Origin of the sequence: Aquisalimonas lutea (assembly GCF_030409225.1) — a bacterium.
Taxonomy (GTDB): Bacteria; Pseudomonadota; Gammaproteobacteria; order Nitrococcales; family Aquisalimonadaceae; genus Aquisalimonas; species Aquisalimonas lutea.
Genome location: NZ_JAUFPK010000001.1, coordinates 1,938,608 through 1,957,685, shown reverse-complemented (window position 1 = coordinate 1,957,685; position 19,078 = coordinate 1,938,608). Strand labels below are relative to the sequence as shown.

The window sequence follows — 19,078 nt, the reverse complement described above, 5'->3', positions numbered from 1 at the left end:
CATGCGCCTGCCCACGCCGCCGGCTCCGCACATCCACGGGGGCAACCGCGTGTCGCTGGTCATGCAGCGGGTGCTGCTGGCCCTGGTGCCGGGCATTGCGGCCCTGGTCGCGGTGCTCGGCTGGGGCGTGCTGGTCAACGTCGTCGTCGCGGTTGTCGTCGCCGTGGCCTGCGAAGCCTTCATGCTCCGGCTGCGCGGGCGGCCGGTGCGGCTGTTCCTGGGCGACTGGAGCGCGGTGGTCACCGCCGTGCTCCTGGCGCTGTGCCTGCCGCCCCTGCTGCCGGCCTGGATGACCGCCACCGGCGTCGCCTTCGGGCTGATCTTCGGCAAGCATCTCTACGGCGGGCTCGGCTACAACCCGTTCAACCCGGCCATGGTCGGCTACGTCGTCCTGCTCGTCGCCTTCCCCCGGGCCATGGTCCAGTGGCCCGCCGTCGCGCCGTTCGCGGAGACGGCGGTCGGGCCGCTGCAGACGCTGCAGATCACCCTTCTCGGCCACTGGCCCGCGGGGGTTCAGCCTGACGCCATCACCCAGGCGACGCCGCTGGACCACATCCGCACCCGGCTCGGGGAGGCGCTGACCATCGGCGAGCTGCGCGGCGGCCCGGCCTTCGGGGTACTGGCGGCGCGCGGCTGGGAATGGATCAACCTGCTGTTCCTTGCCGGCGGCCTGGCGCTGCTGTGGCTGCGGGTCATCCGCTGGCAGATCCCCGCAGGGGTACTGCTCGGCCTGGCGATCCCCGCCCTGGTGTTCTGGAGTTTCAACCCGGACCAGTACCTGTCGCCGCTGTTCCACCTGCTCAGCGGCGGCGCCATGCTGGGGGCGTTCTTCATCGCCACGGACCCGGTATCCGCCGCCACCACGCCCCGGGGCCGGCTGCTGTTCGGCTGCGGCATCGGCCTGCTGGCGTGGATCATCCGCACCTGGGGCGGCTACCCCGACGGCATCGCCTTCGCCGTTCTGCTCATGAACATGGCGGTGCCGCTCATCGACCGCGCAACCCGGCCGCGCATCTACGGTCACGGGGGCGGCTGACCATGGCCTTCGACCGGACGCTGGTGTCATCCATGCTGCGCGCAGGCGGCCTCCTGCTGGCGGTGGCCGCAGGAGGCGTGGGCGTGGTGGCGTTCGTCCATCAGCACACCGCCGAGCACATCGAGCTGCGCCGCCAGGAACGCACCCTGGAACAGCTCGAGGCCGTACTGCCGCCGCGGCGATACACCAACAACCCGGCCGCTGATACCCTGCAGGTACGCGATCCGCGCCTGGGCACCGATGAGCCCGTGACGGCCTATCGCGCCCGGGACCACGGCGAGCCCGAAGCGGTGGTCCTCACCGTGATCGCCCCGGACGGCTACAACGGCCCCATCGAGCTGCTGGTGGCCATCAATCGCGACGGCTCGCTGGCCGGGGTCCGCGTGGTGGAGCACAACGAGACGCCCGGCCTGGGCGACGCCATCGAGGCCGAGCGCAGCGACTGGATCCGGGGCTTCCGCGGGCGCAGCCTGGGTGATCCGCCACGGGAGGACTGGGCCCTGCGCCAGGACGGCGGCGCCTTCGACCAGCTCACCGGCGCCAGCATCACGCCGCGGGCGGTGATTCGCGCCGTGGCCCGGGCGCTGGCGTACTACCGGGAAGAGCGCAACCGGCTGTTCACGGCATCGGGCGAGGCTGACTGACCCATGACGGCAACCGACTACGCCGGGCTGGCCCGGCAGGGGCTGTGGCACAACAACCCGGGACTGGTCCAGCTGCTGGGCCTGTGCCCGCTGCTGGCGGTGAGCAGCACCGTGGTCAACGCCGTGGCCCTGGGCCTGGCGACCACGCTGGTGCTGGTCGGCTCCGGCGTCACCGTGTCGCTGATCCGCCGGGCCGCCCGGCCGGAGATCCGCATCCCGGTGTTCGTGCTCATCATCGCCTCGTTCGTTACCACCGTGGAGCTGGTCATGAATGCCTTCTTCCACGATCTCTACCGGATCCTGGGGATCTTCGTACCGCTGATCGTCACCAACTGCGCCATCCTCGGGCGCGCCGAGGCGTTCGCGTCGCGCACCACGCCGGCACCCGCCGGCTTCGACGGGCTGATGATGGGACTCGGGTTCACCGGCGTGCTCACCGCCCTGGGCGGATTGCGGGAGCTGCTGGGGCACGGCACCCTGTTGCGCAACGCCGAGCTGCTCCTGGGCGAGCGGGCCGCCGGACTGGGCCTGCAGGTCCTGCCGGTGGAGCAGGGATTCCTGCTGGCCCTGCTGCCGCCGGGGGCATTCATCGGCCTGGGGCTGCTGGTGGCGCTGAAGAACGGCATCGACGGGCATCTGGCGCGGCGGGCTGCGGCAGCCGGGTCGCCCGCCGCGGAGCCGGGCGGCGAGCCGCAGCAGACAGCTTCATGAAACCGTAGGAGCGACGTGAGTCGCGACCATTGCAGAGAGGCTGATTCCGAGCAGGTCGGGCTAAAGCCCCTCCCACATCCACCCAATGGGTTCCGGGGCCTTTGTGGGAGGGGCTTCAGCCCCGACGACCAGGGGACCGCACGCCGTGGCCGTAGGAGCGATGTCAGTCGCGACTTCTCCAGAGCGCAGATGCTCTGCAACGGTCGCGACTGACGTCGCTCCTACGGCGGGCAACCTCCACGACGGACATACCATGAACCAGGAACAACGACGGGCCATCTTCCAGCGGCTGCGGGAGCACAACCCGGAGCCCACCACCGAGCTCAACTACTCGACGCCGTTCGAGCTGCTGATCGCCGTAGTGCTGTCCGCCCAGGCGACCGATCGCGGCGTCAATCAGGCGACGGCGCGATTGTTCCCGGTGGCCAGCACCCCGCAGGCCATCCTCGACCTCGGCGAGGACGGGCTCAAGGAGCACATCAAGACCATCGGGCTGTACAACAGCAAGGCGGCGAACATCATGAAGCTCTGCCGCATCCTGGTGGACCGCCACGGCGGCGCGGTGCCGCGCACCCGGGCCGAGCTCGAGGCCCTGCCCGGGGTCGGCCGCAAGACCGCTAACGTGATCCTCAACACCGCCTTCGGCGAACCCACCATCGCCGTGGACACGCACATCTTCCGGGTCGCCAACCGCACCGGCCTGGCCCCCGGCCGGAACGTCCGGGAGGTGGAGGACCGGCTGCTGCGCTGGACGCCGCGGGAGTTCCTGCGCGACGCCCACCACTGGCTCATTCTCCACGGTCGCTATGTCTGCGTCGCCCGCAAGCCGCGCTGCGGCGCCTGCGTGATCCACGACCTGTGCGAGTACCCGGACAAGACCGAGGATTGATGCCACAATGTCCGGAGCGGCACGCCACAGTCACCCGTGGGAGCGGCTTCAGCCGCGACTTTCCGGAGAATCGGTTGTCCGCATCGATCGGGGCTGAAGCCCCTCCCACAATGCATCCCACAGGCCCGGAATCATGTTCTCCAACGACCGCGACGCCATGCGCCGGCAGTACCTGGAGGCCTGGCGCAAGTACCGCAACAGCGAGACGGTGACGCCGCTGGAGGCCATGATCGGCGAGGTGGTGGCGGAGCACCCGGAGTATCACCACCTGCTCGAGAACGACGAGGCGGCGCTGGGCGGCGACTGGACGCCCGAGGACGGTGCCACCAATCCGTTCCTGCACATGGGACTGCACCTGGCCCTGCGCGAGCAGGTGGCCACGGACCGCCCGCCCGGCGTGCAGGCGGTACACACGGCCCTGACCCGGCGCCTGGGCGATCACCTGGAAGCCGAGCACCGCATGATGGAGCCCCTGGCCGAGGCCCTGTGGCATGCCCAGAGCAGCGGCGGCATGCCCGACGAGCAGGCGTACGTGGAGGCGCTGCAGCGGCTGCTGCCGAAAAAGCCGTGACGCGCTGACGGCGGCGCCGAAGCCATTGTCCGCCAAGGGAAAAAATTTTTGCGTGATCGCGCACGGGCACGTATCATGGACTATTCATTCATAGTCAGAGGTTTTCCCTAATGCAGATTGCTAAGGACAAGGTCGTTGCCATCGACTACACGCTGAAGGACGAAGACGGCAGCGTCCTGGATACGTCCGAGGGCAAAGAGCCGCTTGCGTACCTGCACGGTTCCGGCAACATCATCCCCGGTCTGGAGCGGGCCCTGGAAGGCAAGAGCCAGGGCGAGGAAGTCAGCGTGCGGGTCCCGCCGGAAGAGGCCTACGGGGAACGCCGTGAAGACCTCACCCAGGTGGTGCCGCGCAACCTGTTCCAGGGCGTGGACGAGCTGCAGGTGGGCATGCAGTTCCAGGCCCAGGCCGAGGGCGGCGAGCAGATCGTCACCATCGCGGCCATTGATGGCGACGATGTCACGGTCGACGCGAACCATCCCATGGCCGGCGTGCCGCTGAACTTTGAGGTGAAGGTCGTGGAAGTCCGCGAACCCACGGACGAAGAGAAGGAACACGGCCACGCGCACTGAGCGCTCGGCGCACAGGTCAGTCAGCAGCGGGGCGCGGCCTTCAGGGGCCGCGTCCCGTTTGTTTGTGGGCCTGAGGTGGCTGTAGGAGCGACGTCAGTCGCGACTTTTCCAGAGAACCAGCGCTCTGCAACGGTCGCGGCTGACGCCGCTCCTACGTGGCTCCGGCGAAGCCCGCTGCAGAATCGTGTGGGAGGGGCTTCAGCCCCGACCTCGGTCCGTTGACCCGCTCTGCAATAGTCGCGACGCACGTCGCTCCTGCGGCACACGGACCCGAGCCACGGCGGCGACGGTGCCCGCCTATCGGATATAGCGGCGCTGCACGTGACGGAACAGGTCGGTGTCGGCGCGGTGGAGCCACTCGAAGGCCACCATCTCGCGGCTGACCACGTGCACCCCCGCCGTGCGCATGCGCTCCAGGGCAAGCTCCGCATCCCGCGGCTTGCGGCTGGAGACCGCGTCGGCGACCACGAACACCTCGTAGCCTTCCCGCACCAGCCCCAGGGCGCTCTGCAGCACGCACACGTGGGCCTCGGTGCCCGCCATGATGATCTGCCGCCGCCCGAGGGCGGCCAGGTGCCGCCGGATGCTGTCGGATTCCATGCAGGAGAAGTGCACCTTCTGCAGCAGCTCGTCGTCGAGCACCAGCGCGCGCACCGCCTCCACCGTCGGGCCGAGCCCCTGGGGATACTGCTCGGTCACGCGCACGGGCAGATCCACCTCCCGCGCCAGCTTGATCAGCCAGGCGGCGTTGGCCGTGACCTCGTCGCCGCCATGGATGGCCGGTGCCAGACGCTCCTGGACGTCCACCACCAGAAGGCACGATGTCTCTGCACGCATCTGCATGGGCAACCCTCCTCCCGGGCCCGCTGGGCTTGTGGTTCGGTTCCGGCTCACGTGCCCCGCGTGGTGTCCTGGCCGATCCACTGGACCTGGTAGAGGTCCAGGCGGCGGTCCTGGTAGTTCCGCACCGAGCCCTCGTAGCGCATCTCCCGGAGCTTCTCCAGGTCCAGGTCGACGATGAGGGTCATCTCGGTATTCGGGGTCGCCTCGGAGACCACGGCATCGTGGGGGAAGGCGAAGTCCGAGGGCGAGAAAACGCCGGACTGCGAGTACTGGATGTCCACGTTCTCGACATTGGGCAGGTTGCCCACGCTGCCGGTGATGGCCACGTAGCACTCGTTCTCGATGGCGCGCGCCTGGGAGCAGTGGCGCACCCGCTGGTAGCCGTTCTTGGTATCCGTCCAGAAGGGCACGAACAGGATGCGCATGCCCTGCTCCATGAGCACCCGCGAGAGCTCCGGGAACTGGACGTCGTAGCACACCAGGATGCCGATCTTGCCCACGTCGGTGTCGAACACGTGCAGGCCGTCACCGCCGCGCAGCCCCCAGTAGGCGCGCTCGTCCGGAGTGATGTGCAGCTTGTGCTGGGTATCCCAGCTGCCGTCGCGGCGGAACAGGAAGGAGACGTTGTTGAGCTCCATGTCCGCATAGACGGGCATGCTGCCGCCGATGATGTTGATGTTGTAGCTCACCGCCAGGGACAGCATCTCCTCGCGGATCTCGTCGGTGTACTGGGCCAGGCCGCGGATGGCTTCCGCCGGGTTGTCCTGGTTGAAGTTCGACAGCAGCGGCGCGTTGAAGAACTCCGGCAGCATGATGAAGTCGGCGTTGTAGCCGGCCAGCGCGTCGACGAAGAACTCCACCTGCTGCATCAGCTCCTCGACGGAGTGCATGGAGCGCATCTGCCACTGGACGGCACCGACGCGCACCACGCTCTTCTCGCCGCCGATGAGCGGCTTGTCGTCCTCTTCCTCGTAGAAGATGTTGTTCCACTGCACCAGGGTGGCGAATGCCTTGGAATCCCGGTCCTCCGGCAGGTAGTTGGTGATCACCCGGCGCACGTGGAAGTCGTTGGCCAGCTGGAAGCTGAGAATGGGGTCGTAGACCTCCTGGCGCTTGACCAGCTCGATGTACTCCTCGGGCGACATCTGGTCGGCGTACTGGGTGTAGCCCGGGATCCGGCCGCCGGCAACGATGGAGCGGCAGTTGAGCTTGCGGCACAGCTCCTTGCGCGCGTCGTACAGCCGCCGCCCCAGGCGCATGCCGGAGTAGCGCGGGCTGACGAAGATGTCCACGCCGTAGAGCACGTCGCCGTTGGGATCATGGGTGGTGAAGTAGCCGTTGCCCGTGATCTGGTCATAGGTGTGGCGGTCGCCGAACCGACGGTAGTCCACGATGATGGTCAGCGCGGCGGCGACGACCTTGCCGTTGTCCTCGATGCAGATCTGGCCCTCGGGGAAACGGTTCAGCTGCGCATGGAACTGCTTGCGCGTCCACGGCCCCATCGAGGGGTCGTAGACCTCCTCCATGATCTCCTTGATGTCCTCGTAGTCGTCCGTGCGCAGGTTGCGGAGGATGAGGCGATGCTCGTCGGTGTCTTCCTGGAGTTCGCGGGCGTCGGTCATGGCTGCTCGAGGGTTGTCAGGGCGTGAATAGGTGCTCGCGGCCGCCGCGCACGGGCTGCCGCGGCCGCGCTGAGGACATGATAGTACGAAACGGCGGCAACAATCAGACGCAATCCAGTGCGGCGGCGTAATCCGGCTCCCGGGCGATCTCCGGTACCTGCTCGGCGTGGAGCACGGCGCCGTCCTCGTCGACGACCACCAGCGCCCGGGCCATGAGCCCGGCCAGGGGGCCGTCCACCATGACCACGCCGTAGTCGCGGCCGAATTCCGGGTTGCGGAAGGTGGACACGGGCACCACGTCCTCCAGCCCTTCCGCGCCGCAGAAGCGCGACTGGGCAAAGGGCAGGTCCGCGGACACGCACAGCACGATGACATTGTCCCGGCCGGCCGCCTCCTGGTTGAAGCGGCGCACGGAGTTGGCGCACGTGGGCGTATCAATGCTCGGGAAGATGTTGAGTATCGCCTTCTTGCCCTTGAGGTCGTCCAGGGAAAGGGCGGAGAAGTCCGTCCGCGTCAGCGTGAACGCCGGCGCACGGCTGCCCTTCGCGGGCAGGTCGCCGGCGGTATGGACCATGGTGCCGCGGACTGAAAACTCTGCCATTGATTCGTTCTCCCGTTGCAGGCTTGATGGAAAATTCGATAGCGGACACGTTTCGGCAGCCGTGCCCGTGTCCCGGAGCTGCGTCCGGACCAAGGCAACGGCTGCCGACGTCGGATTCCTGTCAAACGGCCCTAGCGGAAATGCGACCAGGCCTTGCGGAAGCCCTCATCCAGGTCGTTCCAGGCCTGCTCCGCACGCTTGCGGAAATCCTCCCAGGCCTCCTCGCCGGACTGTTCCAGCTCCTTCATGCGCTGCCGCGCTTCCTCGCGGCGCTGCCGCAGCTCCTCGATCTCGGCCTCGTAGCGTAGCCGGGCGTCGGCCTGCGCCTCTTCCGCCTTGGCCTCCAGGCGCGCCAGCTCGGAATTCCACTGGTCCAGCTGCGCCTTGAACTTCTCCAGATACTCGTCCCGTTGGGCCATGGCCACCTCCTACACCGTCGCGGATTGGGCACTGTGGCATGGGTAGCCACGGAATGCGACCACTCATCCACTTATCCGCTCAGGTTAGCAGGTTCCGGCGGGCCGGGCTCAAGGAAGCCGCCCGTGTACCAGCAGGTGGCGGTCGGAGACCGTCTCCACCTGCAGGCCCGGCAGGCCGGCCTCCCGGAGCTGCCGGCGAACCTCGTCGGGGGTGAACGCGGCCAGCAGGGAATTGAAGAAATCCCGCCGCAGCACGTCCGGCTCGCCGGCCCCGTACGTGGCCACGATCGCCTCGGCGTCCTCGCGGCTCCCGGGGCGGAACAGGTCCATGACGAGCACGGCAGCGCCGGGCGCGGCCGCCCGGCGCATGGTCGCCCAGAGATCCGCCGGGCGGTGCAGGTGGTGCAGCAGGCTGTTGCTGGTCACCGCGGCGTAGTCGCTTCGCGGCAAGGGACCGTCCGGCAGCGTACCTTGCAGGAACCGGACCCGGGACGCCAGCTCCGGCTCCCGTCCCAGCGCCTGCCGGGCGTGCGCCAGCATGGCCTCGGCGCCGTCGAGCCCGTGGACCTCCACACCGGGGTAGCGGCGAGCCAGGCGCAGCACGATGTCGCCGGGCCCGCAGCCCAGGTCCAGGACCGGACCGGCCGGCGCGCCGACGGCATCGGCGAAAAAGGCCACGAAGCGGCTGTTGGGCTCCTCAAAGTCCGCCGCCGCGTAGGCCGCGGCCTGGTCGGCGGCATCCATGAGCTCGGGCTCGGGGACGCGCTTCACGACCAGCCGCCCCGGAGACCGATCACCACGTCCATGACGTTGGTGCCCGTGGGGCCCGTGCGCAGCAGGTCGCCGCTGGCGTCCAGGAAGGTGCCGCTGTCGGCGGCTTCCAGGCTGGCCTCCGGATCCAGGCCGGCCTGTCGCCCGCGGAAGCAGGTGTGGACGTCGACGATGGCGCCGGCGGCATCACCAGGGCCGTCCGTGCCGTCGGTGCCGGCGGCGAGCAGCCACAGCTGGTGATGGCCCTCGATGCAGGCGGCGGCCGTGAGCGCCATGGCCTGGGCGCGCCCGCCCTGCCCCGGGTTCTCCGGCAGGGCCACGGTGGTCTCGCCGCCCCAGACCTGCACTCCCGGCTCGCCGTGGATCAGGGCGTCGGCGACGTGCTCGCCGGCCCGCAGGGCATCCCCGTCCAGGGGCTCGTGATGGACCTGCACGGGCAGTCCCAGGTGCTCCGCCCGCTCGCCCACCGCGGTACGGGCGTCGGCGTTGGTGGCGATGATCTCCCGCCGCAGCCCGGCCAGCTCCGGCGCCTCCGGCGCCGGCGGCGCGGGCGCTGCGGCCGCCGCCTCGGCGACCCAGGCGGGAACGTCCGCCGCCAGCGACGGCTCCGCTGCCGACGGCACTAACGGGCCCGAGCCGATCACGGCGGGGTCGTCGCCGGGTACGTCGGAGATCAGGTACAGCCGCGCCGGCCGGCCGTGCAGATGCCGGGCCAGGCGCCCGCCCTTGACGCACGAGATGGCCCGGCGCACGGCGTTGACGCCGTCGATGGCCAGGTGCTGGCCCAGCAGCCAGCGGTTCAGCTCGGCGAGATGGTCCGCGGTGAACCCCTGCGGCAGGCGCTCCACCAGGCTGGATGCGCCGCCGGAGAACAGGATCAGCACCTCGTCGCCGGACGGCAGCGACTCCAGGTACTCCACCACCGCCTCGCCCGCAGCCAGGCTGCTGTCGTCGGGCACCGGGTGCGCCGCTTCCAGGCAGCGGAAGCGCGGGTCATCGCTGACGGCACGCCCCAGATGGCCGGTCTTGGTGACCACCAGGCCGCTTTGGAGCTGCTCGTCCAGCGCATCCATGGCGCCCTGGGCCATGGCCGAGGCCGCCTTGCCGATGGCCAGCACGTGCACCGGCCCGTCCGGCGGATCGTTCTCCACCGCGTGGCGCACCGCCGGCCGGCCGCCCACCCGGTCCAGGGCCGCGCGGTAGAGCTGTTGCAGGATTTCCCGGTGGTCCATGACGCTCCCCCGTTGATCTCGTGCGCGCCCGCGGCGGTCAGCCGGCCGCCAGGGCCCGGTCCAGGTCCGCCTGCAGATCCTCGACGTCCTCCAGCCCCACGGAGATGCGCAGCAGGCCCTCGGTGATGCCCGAGGCGTCGCGCTCCTCCTGGCTGATGCGCCCGTGGGTGGTACTGGCCGGATGGGTGATCGTGGACTTCACGTCGCCCAGGTTGGCGGTGATGGAGATCATCTCGGTGCCGTCGACCACCGCCCAGGCCCCGGCGCGTCCGCCGTCCACCTCGAAGGAGAGGATGCCGCCGAAGCCGTCCTGCTGGCGGCGGGCCAGCTCGTGCTGGGCGTGGCCCGGCAGGCCCGGGTAGTTGACCCGGGTCACCCGCGGATGCTCCTGGAGCCACTCCGCCAGCGCCTGGGCATTCTCGGAGTGGGCCCGCATGCGCAGCCGCAGCGTCTCCAGGCCCTTGCTGAACACCCAGGCGTTGAACGGGCTCATGCTGGGCCCGGCGGTGCGCAGCATGCCGAAGATCTCCTCGCCCACACGCTTGTCGTCCCCCACCACGGCGCCGCCGACGCAGCGCCCCTGGCCGTCCAGGTACTTGGTGGCGGAGTGGATGATCAGGTCCGCCCCCAGCTCCAGGGGCCGCTGCAGCGCCGGCGTACAGAAGCAGTTGTCCACCACCAGCAGGGCGTCGTGCTCGTGGGCCAGCCCCGCGAGCCAGGCGATGTCCGCCACCTCGGTGAGCGGATTGGACGGCGTCTCCAGGAACAGCAGCCGCGTCTCGGGGCGCATGGCCTCCTGCCAGCCGGCGTAGTCGGTCGGCCCCACGAACGTGGCGTGCACGCCAAACTTCGGCAGGACCTTGGTGAGCAGCGAGGTGGTGGTGCCGAACACGCCCCGGGAGCAGATCACGTGGTCGCCGGAGCGCAGCAGCGCCATGCACATGGCGTTGATCGCCGCCATGCCCGAGGACGTGGCCACGCAGGCCTGCCCGCCCTCGAGCCCGGCCAGGCGCTGCTCGAAGGTACGCACGGTGGGGTTGGTGAAGCGGGAATAGATGTTCCCGGGCTCCTCCCCGGCGAAGCGCGCGGCGGCCTGGGCGGCGCTGTCGAACGTGAAACTGGAGGACAGGAACAGGGGCTCGGACTGCTCCTGCTCGGCGGTCCGCACCTGTCCCCCGCGCACGGCACGGGTATCGAAGCCCTTTCCCTTGCCTTGCTCGGTCATATGCGTGGTCTCGCGGCTGTTGGCATGTCCCGGAATCGTCGGTCCGGCAGCGGTGACGGCGCCCCTACTCCGGCTCGCTCTCCAGATCCACCAGGGAATCCGCCACCTCGGTCACCGACGCCTTCGCGGCATCGTTGCGCGCCTGCTCCAGGGTGTCGAGATAGGCCTCGGTGACATCGCCGGTGACGTAGGCGCCGTTGAAGCACGAGGCATCGAACCGCTGCAGCCGGTGATTGCCGTGCCGGACGGCGGCCATGAGGTCGTCGAGATCCTGGTAGACCAGGCCGTCGGCGCCGATGAGCTGCCCGATTTCCTCTTCACTGCGATTGTACGCGATGAGCTCCCGCGCCGTGGGCATGTCGATGCCGTAGACGTTGGGATAGCGCACCGGCGGCGCCGCCGAGGCGAAATACACCTTGCGCGCGCCCTCGTCCCGGGCCATCTGGATGATCTGGTCGCAGGTGGTGCCGCGCACGATGGAGTCGTCCACCAGCAGGACGTTCTTGCCCTGGAACTCCAGGCCCACGGGGTTGAGCTTCTGGCGCACGGACTTCTTGCGCTGCTTCTGCCCCGGCATGATGAACGTCCGGCCGATGTAGCGGTTCTTCATGAACCCTTCGCGGTACTTCACGCCCAGGTGCTGGGCCATCTCCAGCGCCGCCGTGCGGCTGGTATCGGGCACGGGGATGATGACGTCGATGTCGTGGTCCGGCCAGTCCCGCTCGATCTTGCGGGCCAGGTACTCGCCCATGCGCAGGCGCGCCTTGTACACGGAGACGTCGTCGATGATGGAGTCCGGCCGCGCCAGGTACACGTACTCGAACAGGCACGGGCAATGCTCGGGCGTCTCGGCGCACTGGCGCGTGTGCAGCTGCCCGTCCAGGGTCACGAACACCGCCTCGCCGGGCTCGAGCTCGCGCACCAGGCGGAACCCCAGGGTGTCCATGGCCACGCTCTCGGAGGCGACGAGATATTCGGTGCCGTCCCCGGTCTCGCGCTCGCCGAAGCATACCGGGCGGATGCCGTGGGGATCGCGGAAGGCGAGCATGCCGTAGCCGTTGATCATGGCCACGGCCGCGTAGCCGCCGCTGCAGCGGCGATGCACGCTGGCCACGGCGCTGAAGATGTCCTCCTCGTCGATGTGCATCTTGCCCGGGCGGGCGAGCTCGTGGGCGAGGACGTTGAGCAGGATCTCCGAGTCGGAGTCGGTGTTGATGTGGCGCAGGTCCTCCTGGAAGAGCTCCTGCTTGAGGGTCTCGGCGTTGGTGAGGTTGCCGTTGTGCGCCAGGCTGATGCCGTAGGGCGAGTTGACGTAGAACGGCTGCGCCTCGGCGTTGCTCGAGCAGCCGGCGGTGGGATAGCGCACGTGCCCGATGCCGATGTGGCCGCGCAGCTGGATCATGTGCTCGGTGCGGAAGACGTCGCGGACCAGGCCGTTGCGCTTGCGCAGGAACAGCCGGTTCTCGTCCCAGGTCATGATGCCGGCGGCGTCCTGCCCGCGATGCTGCAGGACGGTCAGGCCATCGTAGATCGCCTGGTTCACGGGCCCGTGGGCCACCATTCCGATTATGCCGCACATGATTCCTGGATCCTCCTGCCGCCCGGTGCGCTCGGGCACCGGCGGCGTGTTCAGCTCGCTTCGTCCGCGGCTTCCCCGTCCGCGGGTTCGGGTCCGGATTCCGCTGCCGGGTCGGCGCGGCCGCAGAACTCGTCCCAGTAGTCCGGCGCGGGCGTGCCCTCCATCTGCGACTCGTCGGCCAGCGGAGCGTAGACCATCATGTCGTCCAGCCACTCGCGAACGCCGATCTCGCAGACCCACGGCTGGAACTGCCGGGTCAGCATCGACCCCTGCCACCAGGGCTCCCGGGGCAGCGCCGTCAGCCCGGCCGCCAGCACCAGCACGCCCACCACGACGACGCCCCGGGCGATGCCGAAGATCACGCCGATGTAGCGATCCGTGCCGGTGAGCCCCGTGCGGCCGACGAACTGGCCGGCTGCGTAGTTGATCAGCGCACCCACGATCAGGGTGGCCACGAACAGCAGCACGAACGCAAGCCCCAGCCGCAGCGTGGGCGAGGCGATGGTGTCGGTGAAGTACACCGAGACCTCGCCGGAGTAGCGAATGCCGATCCAGAAGGCGGCGACCCAGACCACCAGGGAGACCACCTCGCGCACGAAGCCCCGGATCAGGCTGATCAGCGCCGACAGGGCGATTACGGCGAGGATGGCATAGTCGAGCCAGTTCATGGGCGGACGTCGGGCGCCGGAGCAGCAGGAAGGGCGAAATGGTAGCAAAGCGCCCGCACGGGAGAAACCTGCTTCGCCGCCCGGCGCGCCTTCACGGATGGGAGACCACCAGCCCGTCCAGATCCGCCTCGGCACTCAGGCGTTGCAGCAGCGCCTCGGCATCCTCGCGCTGGATCACCGGCCCCACCCGCAGGCGGTACAGCGGTGGCTCGCCGTCGCGCTCCACCCGGTCCACGTAGGCGGAGAACTCCTGATCGCGCAGCCGGTCGCGCAAGCCCAGTGCGTTGTCCCGCTGGCTGAAGCTGCCCACCTGCACGGCCCAGGCCGCATCCTCATCGCCCCGGGGCTCCGTATCGCCTTCGCCTTCCGCCGGCGCCGGGCCCGCTTCGGCCGTCTCGCCGGCTTCGCCACCGCCGGGCTCGGCCGCCTGGACGCTCGGTTCCGGCGGCGGCGCATCCTGCGCCCCGGTCGTGCCGGTATCGCCGGTATCCGTGTCCTCGGGCAGGGGCACCGCTTCCAGGGTGTCCGCCGGCCGGCGGGCGTCCTGCCCGGCGCTGTCGCCGCTGCCGGCCTCGGGCCGCGGCGGGATGTCCATGGACATGTCCGTGGTGCTGCGATCCACCGGCCCCTGGAGCAGCATGGGCAGGAACACCACGGCCAGGGCGACCACCACCACCGCGCCGATCAGCCGCTGCTTGTGATGCTGTTGCAAACCGCCTTCCTCCTTGCGGAACCGCCCGCGGGCCGCTTACGAACCGGGAAGGTTAGTAATCCGTCCCGGTGCGCGCCCGGGTCATCTCCTCCACCGTACGGAAGGAGCCGAACACCACCACCCGGTCCCCCGGCTTCACGGCGGCCGTCAGCTCCCGGAGCAGGGCATCGGCGTCGCCGGTGCCGGCCACCGGCTCGCCGCGGGCGCGCAGCTCCGCGGCCACCTCGGCCGCCGGCCGGGCTTCGTCGTCCGGCAGCGACAACGGCCACCAGGTATCCACCCCGGCGGCGACCGCATCCAGCACCGGTCCCAGGTCCTTGCGGGCCATAATGCCGAGCACCGCATGGCACCGGCCCGTCACCGGCCGGCGGCGCATCTCCGCGGCGAGCACGGCGGCCGCATCTGCATTATGGGCGACATCCAGCAGCCACTCCACCGGACCGGGGATGACCTGCAGCCGCCCCGGCAGACGTGCCCGGCGCAGCCCTTCGGCCGCAGCCGGCGGCGGCACCGGCAGGCGGTCCGCCAGCGCCTCCAGGGCGGCCAGCGCCCCGGCGGCGTTGGCGTACTGCATGCCGCCGGGCAGGGCCGGCGCCGGCAGCCCGTCCAGGTGCTGCGTCGCCGACCACCACGACCACGTACCGTCGTCCGCCACGTGCCGGTGAAACGCCTCGCCGGCGACGCGCAGGGGCGCCCCCAGGGCGGCGGCATGGTCCCGCACCGACGCCGGCATCGCCGTCCCGGCGAACACCGCGGGCCGGCCGGCGCGCAGGATTCCCGCCTTCTCCCGGCCGATGGCGTCACGGTCGGTGCCCAGCCACTCGGCGTGATCCAGGCCGATGCTGGTGAGCAGCGCCACGTCCGGGTCCAGCAGATTGACGGCGTCCAGCCGCCCCCCCAGGCCGACCTCCAGCACCATCACGTCCACGGCGCGCTCGCGGAACAGCCACAGCGCGGCCAGGGTGCCGAACTCGAAATAGCTGAGGCTGATCTCGCCGCGGGCCCGGTCGATAGCATCGAAGGCGGCCATGATCGCCTCGTCCGGCGCCTCCTCGCCGGCAATCCGGATGCGCTCGTTGTAGCGCAGCAGGTGGGGCGAGGTATACGCGCCGGTACGGTAGCCGGCGGCGGCGAGCATTGCGTCCAGCAGCGCCACCGACGAGCCCTTGCCGTTGGTCCCGGCGACGGTGATCACCGGCACGGCGGCCGGCCGCAGCCCCAGCCGGTCCGCCACGGCACCGACCCGGTCCAGGCCCGGGTCGACGAGCCGCGGGTGCAGACTTGCCTGCCAGTTCAGCCAGTCGTCCAGGGTACCGAAGCGCACGGGCGGCTCACTCGGTTGCGGGTTCTTCCACTTCGGCCGGCGCCGGCTGTTCGTCCGGGGAAGGCTGGTGGGTAAGGATGGCGAACAGCCGGGCGATGGTGTCGCGCATCTCGCGCCGGTCCACGATCATGTCGATGGCGCCGTGCTCCAGCAGGAACTCGGCGCGCTGGAACCCCTCGGGCAGGGTCTCGCGCACCGTCTGCTCGATGACCCGGGGGCCGGCGAAGCCGATCAGCGCCTCCGGCTCGGCGATGTTGACATCCCCCAGCGTGGCCAGGCTTGCGGACACGCCGCCCATGGTCGGATCGGTGAGCACCGAGATGTAGGGAACCCCCTCCTCGCGCATGCGGCCCAGCATGGCGCTGGTCTTGGCCATCTGCATCAGGGAGAACAGCGCTTCCTGCATGCGCGCGCCGCCCGAGGCGGCGAAGCACACCATGGGGATGCGCTCTTCCAGGGCGATGGCGGCGGCGCGCACGAAGCGCTCCCCCACCACCGAGCCCATGGATCCGCCCATGAAGTCGAACTCGAAGGCGCAGGCGACCACCGGACTGCCGCGCAGGCGGCCGTGGTAGGCCACCAGGGCGTCGTCCTCGCCGGTGGTCTTCTGCGCCTGGGTCAGGCGGTCCTTGTACTTCTTGCTGTCGCGGAAGCGCAGCGCGTCCACGGGCTTGACCGCGGCACCGATCTCGGTGCGGTCGTCGGCATCCAGGAACGACTGCAGCCGGGTCCGGGCGCCGATGCGCATGTGGTGGGCGCACTTGGGGCAGACCTCGTGGTTGCGCTCCACCTCCGGGCGATAGAGCACCGCGCTGCAGCCCGGGCACTTGGTCCACAGGCCCTCGGGCACGCTGCGGTTGCGCGCCTTCTCGGTGGCGTCGGTGCGAATCCGGGACGGCATGAGTTTCTGGAACCAGCTCATGGTGTCTCTTCCTTCACGCTTGTGGTTTCGCTTATGCGGGCACGCCGTCGGCGTCCATGGCCCGGCGCATGTCGCCGAGCAGCGCCGACAGCGCCTCCGCGGCCGCGGCCGGGTCGTCCTGGTGCGCCTCGATCTGCCGGACCAGAGCGCTGCCCACCACCACGGCGTCGGCGACCTCCGCCATGCGCGCAGCCATGGCGGCATCGCTGATGCCGAAGCCGACGCCCACGGGCAGGCCGGTCATGCCGCGCAGGCGGTCCACCCGCTTGCCGACCGCGTCCACGTCCAGCTGGCCGGCACCGGTGACGCCCTTGACCGAGACGTAGTAGACGAAACCGCCGGCCTTGTCGCAGATGAGCTGCATGCGTTCCTCGGTGGTGGTCGGCGCGACCAGGAACACCGAGTCCAGCCCGTGATCCCCCAGGTGGTCCGCCAGGTCGGCCATCTCCTCGGGCGGCATGTCCACCACCAGGATACCGTCCACGCCGGCCTCGGCCGCGGCGGCGGCGAACGCCGCATAGCCCATGACCTCCACCGGGTTCATGTAGCCCATGAGCACCACCGGCGTGGTGGCATCCTCGGCGCGGAACGCCCGGACCATGGCCAGCACGTCCCGCAGGCCGGTGCCGTGGCGCAGGGCGCGCTCGCAGGCCTGCTGGATCACCGGCCCGTCGCCGATGGGATCGGTGAAGGGCACGCCCAGCTCGACGACGTCGGCGCCGGCGCGCACCAGGGCGTGCATGAAGCCCACGGTACTGTCCGGCTCGGGGTCGCCGGCGGTAATGTAAGGGATCAGCGCGGTCCGGTCCCCGGCGCGCAGCTCGCTGAATCGTGCGGCAAGGCGGCTCACAGGTCCTTCCCCTCCTGTTGCGCGACGGTCTGGATATCCTTGTCGCCCCGGCCGGAGAGGCTCACCACGATGGTCCGGTCCGGCCCCAGCTCGCGCGCGAGCCTGTCGGCATAGGCCAGGGCGTGCGCCGTCTCCAGGGCGGGGATGATGCCCTCGGTGCGGGTCAGCGCGTGGAACGCCGCCAGGGCCTCGTCGTCGGTGACGGAGGTGTAGGTCGCACGGCGGATATCCTTGAGCCAGGCGTGCTCGGGGCCGACCCCGGGATAGTCCAGCCCCGCCGACACGGAGTGGGTGCCGAGGATCTGGCCGTTGTCGTTCTCCATGAGATAGGTGCGGTTGCCGTGCAGCACACCCGGCCGGCCGGCGCACAGGGGCGCGGCGTGCTCGCCGCTGGCGATGCCGTGCCCCCCGGCCTCGACGCCGTACAGCGCCACGCCGCTGTCGCCCAGGAACGGGTGGAACAGCCCGATGGCATTGGAGCCGCCGCCCACGCAGGCCACCAGCGCGTCCGGCAGGCGGCCCTCGCGGTCGAGCATCTGCTCGCGGGTCTCGCGGCCGATGATGGCCTGGAAGTCCCGCACCAGCAGCGGATAGGGATGCGGGCCCGCCACCGTACCGATGATGTAGAAGGTGTTGTCCACGTTGGCGACCCAGTCCCGCATGGCCTCGTTCATGGCGTCCTTGAGGGTGCGGGAGCCGGAGTACACCGGCACCACCTCGGCACCCAGGAGCCGCATGCGGTAGACATTGGGGGCCTGGCGCTCGATGTCGTCGGCGCCCATGTAGACGATGCACTCCATGCCCAGGCGGGCGGCCACGGTGGCCGTGGCGACGCCGTGCTGGCCGGCGCCGGTCTCGGCGATGATGCGCGTCTTGCCCATGCGCCGGGCCAGCAGCGCCTGGCCGATGGTGTTGTTGATCTTGTGCGCGCCGGTGTGGTTGAGGTCCTCGCGCTTGAGGTAGATGCGCGCGCCGCCGGTCTCCCGTGTCCAGCGCTCGGCCAGGTACAGCGGCGACGGCCGGCCGACGAAGTCGCGGCAGTCGCGCTGGAACTCGGCGGCGAACTCGGGGTCCTCGCGGTAGCGCGCGTACGCCTCGGCCAGTTCCCGCAGCGGCGCCATCAGCGTCTCCGGGACGAACTGACCGCCGTAGGGGCCGAAATGACCGGTTGCGTCCGGGAAGCGCGTGAAATCAGTCGGCTGCTGCACTGCCTGGGATGTCTCGGACACCTTGGACCTCGCTGATGAATCGTGCCATGCGCGCGGCATCCTTGATGCCGGGCGCGGACTCTACGCCGCTGCTGACGTCGACGGCCCACGGCGCCACCTGCCGCACCGCGTCGGCGACATTGCCCGGGTGCAGGCCGCCCGCCAGGATGACCGGCCGCTGCCGCGCCTCGGGGACGGTGGTCCAGTCGAAGGCGACCCCGGTGCCGCCGCGCTCGCCCACTCCGTGGCTGTCCAGGAGAAACCCCGCGGCCTGCGGGTGGCCGGCGAGAACCGCGGCCGGGTCGGCGCCCGGCGCCATGGACACGCCCTTGATATAGGGCCGGCCGAAGGCCTCGCAGTAGTCCGCCGGCTCGCTGCCGTGGAACTGCAGGAGATCCACGGCGACCCCGTCCAGCACGGCCCGCACCTCGTCCGCCGGTGCGTCCAGGAACAGCGCCGTCACCGTGACGAACGGCGGCACCGCCGCCCGGATGCGCCGGGCCCGGTCGACATCGATGAGCCGCGGGCTGGCGGGGTAGAAGACCAGCCCCACCGCGTCGGCGCCCAGCCGGGCCGCCTCGCGGGCATCCTCGGGCCGGGTGAGACCACAGATCTTGACCCGCGTGTGCACGCGCGCCCCCTCGTCCGCAAAGCAGTTGATAGTAACCCCCACGCCGGA

Annotated in this window: 21 protein-coding genes; 6 read left to right on the top strand and 15 right to left on the bottom strand. The window is 70.2% G+C overall.

Translation table 11 applies throughout. The annotated features are described in order from the left end of the window. Position 1: 1 nt before the first annotated feature. From QWY84_RS09155 to QWY84_RS09130, 6 genes are all read left to right on the top strand, one after another. On the top strand, positions 2–1,036 hold the full coding sequence (locus QWY84_RS09155; protein WP_290202278.1) for an RnfABCDGE type electron transport complex subunit D: 1,035 nt from the start codon (positions 2–4) through the stop codon (positions 1,034–1,036). Positions 1,037–1,038: 2 nt separating this feature from the next. Then, positions 1,039–1,680 (top strand): electron transport complex subunit RsxG, encoded by a 642-nt coding sequence (rsxG, locus tag QWY84_RS09150; protein ID WP_290202277.1) that lies wholly within the window; start codon positions 1,039–1,041, stop codon positions 1,678–1,680. 3 nt (positions 1,681–1,683) lie between these two features. After that, positions 1,684–2,391: an electron transport complex subunit E gene (locus QWY84_RS09145; protein WP_290202276.1), complete on the top strand. Its 708-nt coding sequence runs from the start codon at positions 1,684–1,686 to the stop codon at positions 2,389–2,391. Between the two features lie 253 nt (positions 2,392–2,644). Continuing rightward, complete coding sequence (nth, locus tag QWY84_RS09140) at positions 2,645–3,280, top strand: endonuclease III (RefSeq protein ID WP_290202275.1); 636 nt, start codon at positions 2,645–2,647, stop codon at positions 3,278–3,280. A gap of 133 nt (positions 3,281–3,413) precedes the next feature. Continuing rightward, positions 3,414–3,851 (top strand): DUF1841 family protein, encoded by a 438-nt coding sequence (locus tag QWY84_RS09135; protein WP_290202274.1) that lies wholly within the window; start codon positions 3,414–3,416, stop codon positions 3,849–3,851. A gap of 110 nt (positions 3,852–3,961) precedes the next feature. Then, positions 3,962–4,423 (top strand): FKBP-type peptidyl-prolyl cis-trans isomerase, encoded by a 462-nt coding sequence (locus QWY84_RS09130; protein WP_290202273.1) that lies wholly within the window; start codon positions 3,962–3,964, stop codon positions 4,421–4,423. A gap of 297 nt (positions 4,424–4,720) precedes the next feature. Here QWY84_RS09130 and QWY84_RS09125 read toward each other — a convergent pair whose 3' ends face one another. From QWY84_RS09125 to QWY84_RS09055, 15 genes are all read right to left on the bottom strand, one after another. Next, positions 4,721–5,266: a hydrolase gene (locus tag QWY84_RS09125; RefSeq protein ID WP_290202272.1), complete on the bottom strand. Its 546-nt coding sequence runs from the start codon at positions 5,264–5,266 to the stop codon at positions 4,721–4,723. Between the two features lie 47 nt (positions 5,267–5,313). Then, positions 5,314–6,888 (bottom strand): bifunctional GNAT family N-acetyltransferase/carbon-nitrogen hydrolase family protein, encoded by a 1,575-nt coding sequence (locus QWY84_RS09120; protein WP_290202271.1) that lies wholly within the window; start codon positions 6,886–6,888, stop codon positions 5,314–5,316. Positions 6,889–6,991: 103 nt separating this feature from the next. After that, positions 6,992–7,489 carry a thiol peroxidase gene (tpx, locus tag QWY84_RS09115; RefSeq protein ID WP_290202270.1) on the bottom strand — a complete coding sequence of 166 codons (498 nt, stop codon included), beginning with the start codon at positions 7,487–7,489 and terminating at the stop codon, positions 6,992–6,994. A 131-nt stretch (positions 7,490–7,620) separates the two neighbouring features. Beyond that, the gene (locus QWY84_RS09110) at positions 7,621–7,908 is read right to left on the bottom strand and encodes a sll1863 family stress response protein (RefSeq protein ID WP_290202269.1); all 288 of its coding nucleotides are present in this window, start codon (positions 7,906–7,908) and stop codon (positions 7,621–7,623) included. A 108-nt stretch (positions 7,909–8,016) separates the two neighbouring features. Continuing rightward, positions 8,017–8,652, bottom strand: a complete 636-nt coding sequence (locus tag QWY84_RS09105) for a class I SAM-dependent methyltransferase (protein ID WP_290202707.1) — start codon at positions 8,650–8,652, stop codon at positions 8,017–8,019. A gap of 23 nt (positions 8,653–8,675) precedes the next feature. Beyond that, positions 8,676–9,911, bottom strand: a complete 1,236-nt coding sequence (locus tag QWY84_RS09100) for a glycerate kinase type-2 family protein (RefSeq protein ID WP_290202268.1) — start codon at positions 9,909–9,911, stop codon at positions 8,676–8,678. A gap of 37 nt (positions 9,912–9,948) precedes the next feature. Further along, positions 9,949–11,136: an O-succinylhomoserine sulfhydrylase gene (locus QWY84_RS09095; RefSeq protein ID WP_290202267.1), complete on the bottom strand. Its 1,188-nt coding sequence runs from the start codon at positions 11,134–11,136 to the stop codon at positions 9,949–9,951. A 64-nt stretch (positions 11,137–11,200) separates the two neighbouring features. Beyond that, positions 11,201–12,715, bottom strand: a complete 1,515-nt coding sequence (purF, locus tag QWY84_RS09090; protein WP_290202266.1) for an amidophosphoribosyltransferase — start codon at positions 12,713–12,715, stop codon at positions 11,201–11,203. A 50-nt stretch (positions 12,716–12,765) separates the two neighbouring features. Further along, positions 12,766–13,383, bottom strand: a complete 618-nt coding sequence (locus tag QWY84_RS09085; protein ID WP_290202265.1) for a CvpA family protein — start codon at positions 13,381–13,383, stop codon at positions 12,766–12,768. A gap of 91 nt (positions 13,384–13,474) precedes the next feature. Beyond that, the gene (locus QWY84_RS09080; RefSeq protein ID WP_290202264.1) at positions 13,475–14,095 is read right to left on the bottom strand and encodes an SPOR domain-containing protein; all 621 of its coding nucleotides are present in this window, start codon (positions 14,093–14,095) and stop codon (positions 13,475–13,477) included. A gap of 52 nt (positions 14,096–14,147) precedes the next feature. Continuing rightward, positions 14,148–15,419: a bifunctional tetrahydrofolate synthase/dihydrofolate synthase gene (gene folC / locus QWY84_RS09075; protein WP_290202263.1), complete on the bottom strand. Its 1,272-nt coding sequence runs from the start codon at positions 15,417–15,419 to the stop codon at positions 14,148–14,150. Positions 15,420–15,426: 7 nt separating this feature from the next. Further along, positions 15,427–16,341: an acetyl-CoA carboxylase, carboxyltransferase subunit beta gene (gene accD / locus QWY84_RS09070; protein ID WP_290202262.1), complete on the bottom strand. Its 915-nt coding sequence runs from the start codon at positions 16,339–16,341 to the stop codon at positions 15,427–15,429. A gap of 31 nt (positions 16,342–16,372) precedes the next feature. Continuing rightward, a complete protein-coding gene (gene trpA / locus QWY84_RS09065; RefSeq protein ID WP_290202261.1) occupies positions 16,373–17,191 on the bottom strand; it encodes a tryptophan synthase subunit alpha in 819 nt (272 codons plus the stop codon). Further along, positions 17,188–18,420, bottom strand: coding sequence for a tryptophan synthase subunit beta (gene trpB / locus QWY84_RS09060; protein ID WP_290202260.1), 1,233 nt, complete (start codon positions 18,418–18,420; stop codon positions 17,188–17,190). The genes trpA and trpB overlap by 4 nt, the downstream gene beginning before the upstream one ends. Continuing rightward, positions 18,383–19,030 carry a phosphoribosylanthranilate isomerase gene (locus QWY84_RS09055; RefSeq protein ID WP_290202259.1) on the bottom strand — a complete coding sequence of 216 codons (648 nt, stop codon included), beginning with the start codon at positions 19,028–19,030 and terminating at the stop codon, positions 18,383–18,385. The genes trpB and QWY84_RS09055 overlap by 38 nt, the downstream gene beginning before the upstream one ends. Between the last annotated feature and the right edge of the window lie 48 nt (positions 19,031–19,078).

What these genes read in the sequence shown, in the direction of transcription:
- QWY84_RS09155 (WP_290202278.1), top strand. Translation starts at nt 2, where the DNA reads ATGCGCCTGCCCACGCCGCCGGCTCCGCACATCCACGGGGGCAACCGC.
- rsxG (WP_290202277.1), top strand. Translation starts at nt 1,039, where the DNA reads ATGGCCTTCGACCGGACGCTGGTGTCATCCATGCTGCGCGCAGGCGGC.
- QWY84_RS09145 (WP_290202276.1), top strand. Translation starts at nt 1,684, where the DNA reads ATGACGGCAACCGACTACGCCGGGCTGGCCCGGCAGGGGCTGTGGCAC.
- nth (WP_290202275.1), top strand. Translation starts at nt 2,645, where the DNA reads ATGAACCAGGAACAACGACGGGCCATCTTCCAGCGGCTGCGGGAGCAC.
- QWY84_RS09135 (WP_290202274.1), top strand. Translation starts at nt 3,414, where the DNA reads ATGTTCTCCAACGACCGCGACGCCATGCGCCGGCAGTACCTGGAGGCC.
- QWY84_RS09130 (WP_290202273.1), top strand. Translation starts at nt 3,962, where the DNA reads ATGCAGATTGCTAAGGACAAGGTCGTTGCCATCGACTACACGCTGAAG.
- QWY84_RS09125 (WP_290202272.1), bottom strand. Translation starts at nt 5,266, where the DNA reads ATGCAGATGCGTGCAGAGACATCGTGCCTTCTGGTGGTGGACGTCCAG.
- QWY84_RS09120 (WP_290202271.1), bottom strand. Translation starts at nt 6,888, where the DNA reads ATGACCGACGCCCGCGAACTCCAGGAAGACACCGACGAGCATCGCCTC.
- tpx (WP_290202270.1), bottom strand. Translation starts at nt 7,489, where the DNA reads ATGGCAGAGTTTTCAGTCCGCGGCACCATGGTCCATACCGCCGGCGAC.
- QWY84_RS09110 (WP_290202269.1), bottom strand. Translation starts at nt 7,908, where the DNA reads ATGGCCCAACGGGACGAGTATCTGGAGAAGTTCAAGGCGCAGCTGGAC.
- QWY84_RS09105 (WP_290202707.1), bottom strand. Translation starts at nt 8,652, where the DNA reads ATGGATGCCGCCGACCAGGCCGCGGCCTACGCGGCGGCGGACTTTGAG.
- QWY84_RS09100 (WP_290202268.1), bottom strand. Translation starts at nt 9,911, where the DNA reads ATGGACCACCGGGAAATCCTGCAACAGCTCTACCGCGCGGCCCTGGAC.
- QWY84_RS09095 (WP_290202267.1), bottom strand. Translation starts at nt 11,136, where the DNA reads ATGACCGAGCAAGGCAAGGGAAAGGGCTTCGATACCCGTGCCGTGCGC.
- purF (WP_290202266.1), bottom strand. Translation starts at nt 12,715, where the DNA reads ATGTGCGGCATAATCGGAATGGTGGCCCACGGGCCCGTGAACCAGGCG.
- QWY84_RS09085 (WP_290202265.1), bottom strand. Translation starts at nt 13,383, where the DNA reads ATGAACTGGCTCGACTATGCCATCCTCGCCGTAATCGCCCTGTCGGCG.
- accD (WP_290202262.1), bottom strand. Translation starts at nt 16,341, where the DNA reads ATGAGCTGGTTCCAGAAACTCATGCCGTCCCGGATTCGCACCGACGCC.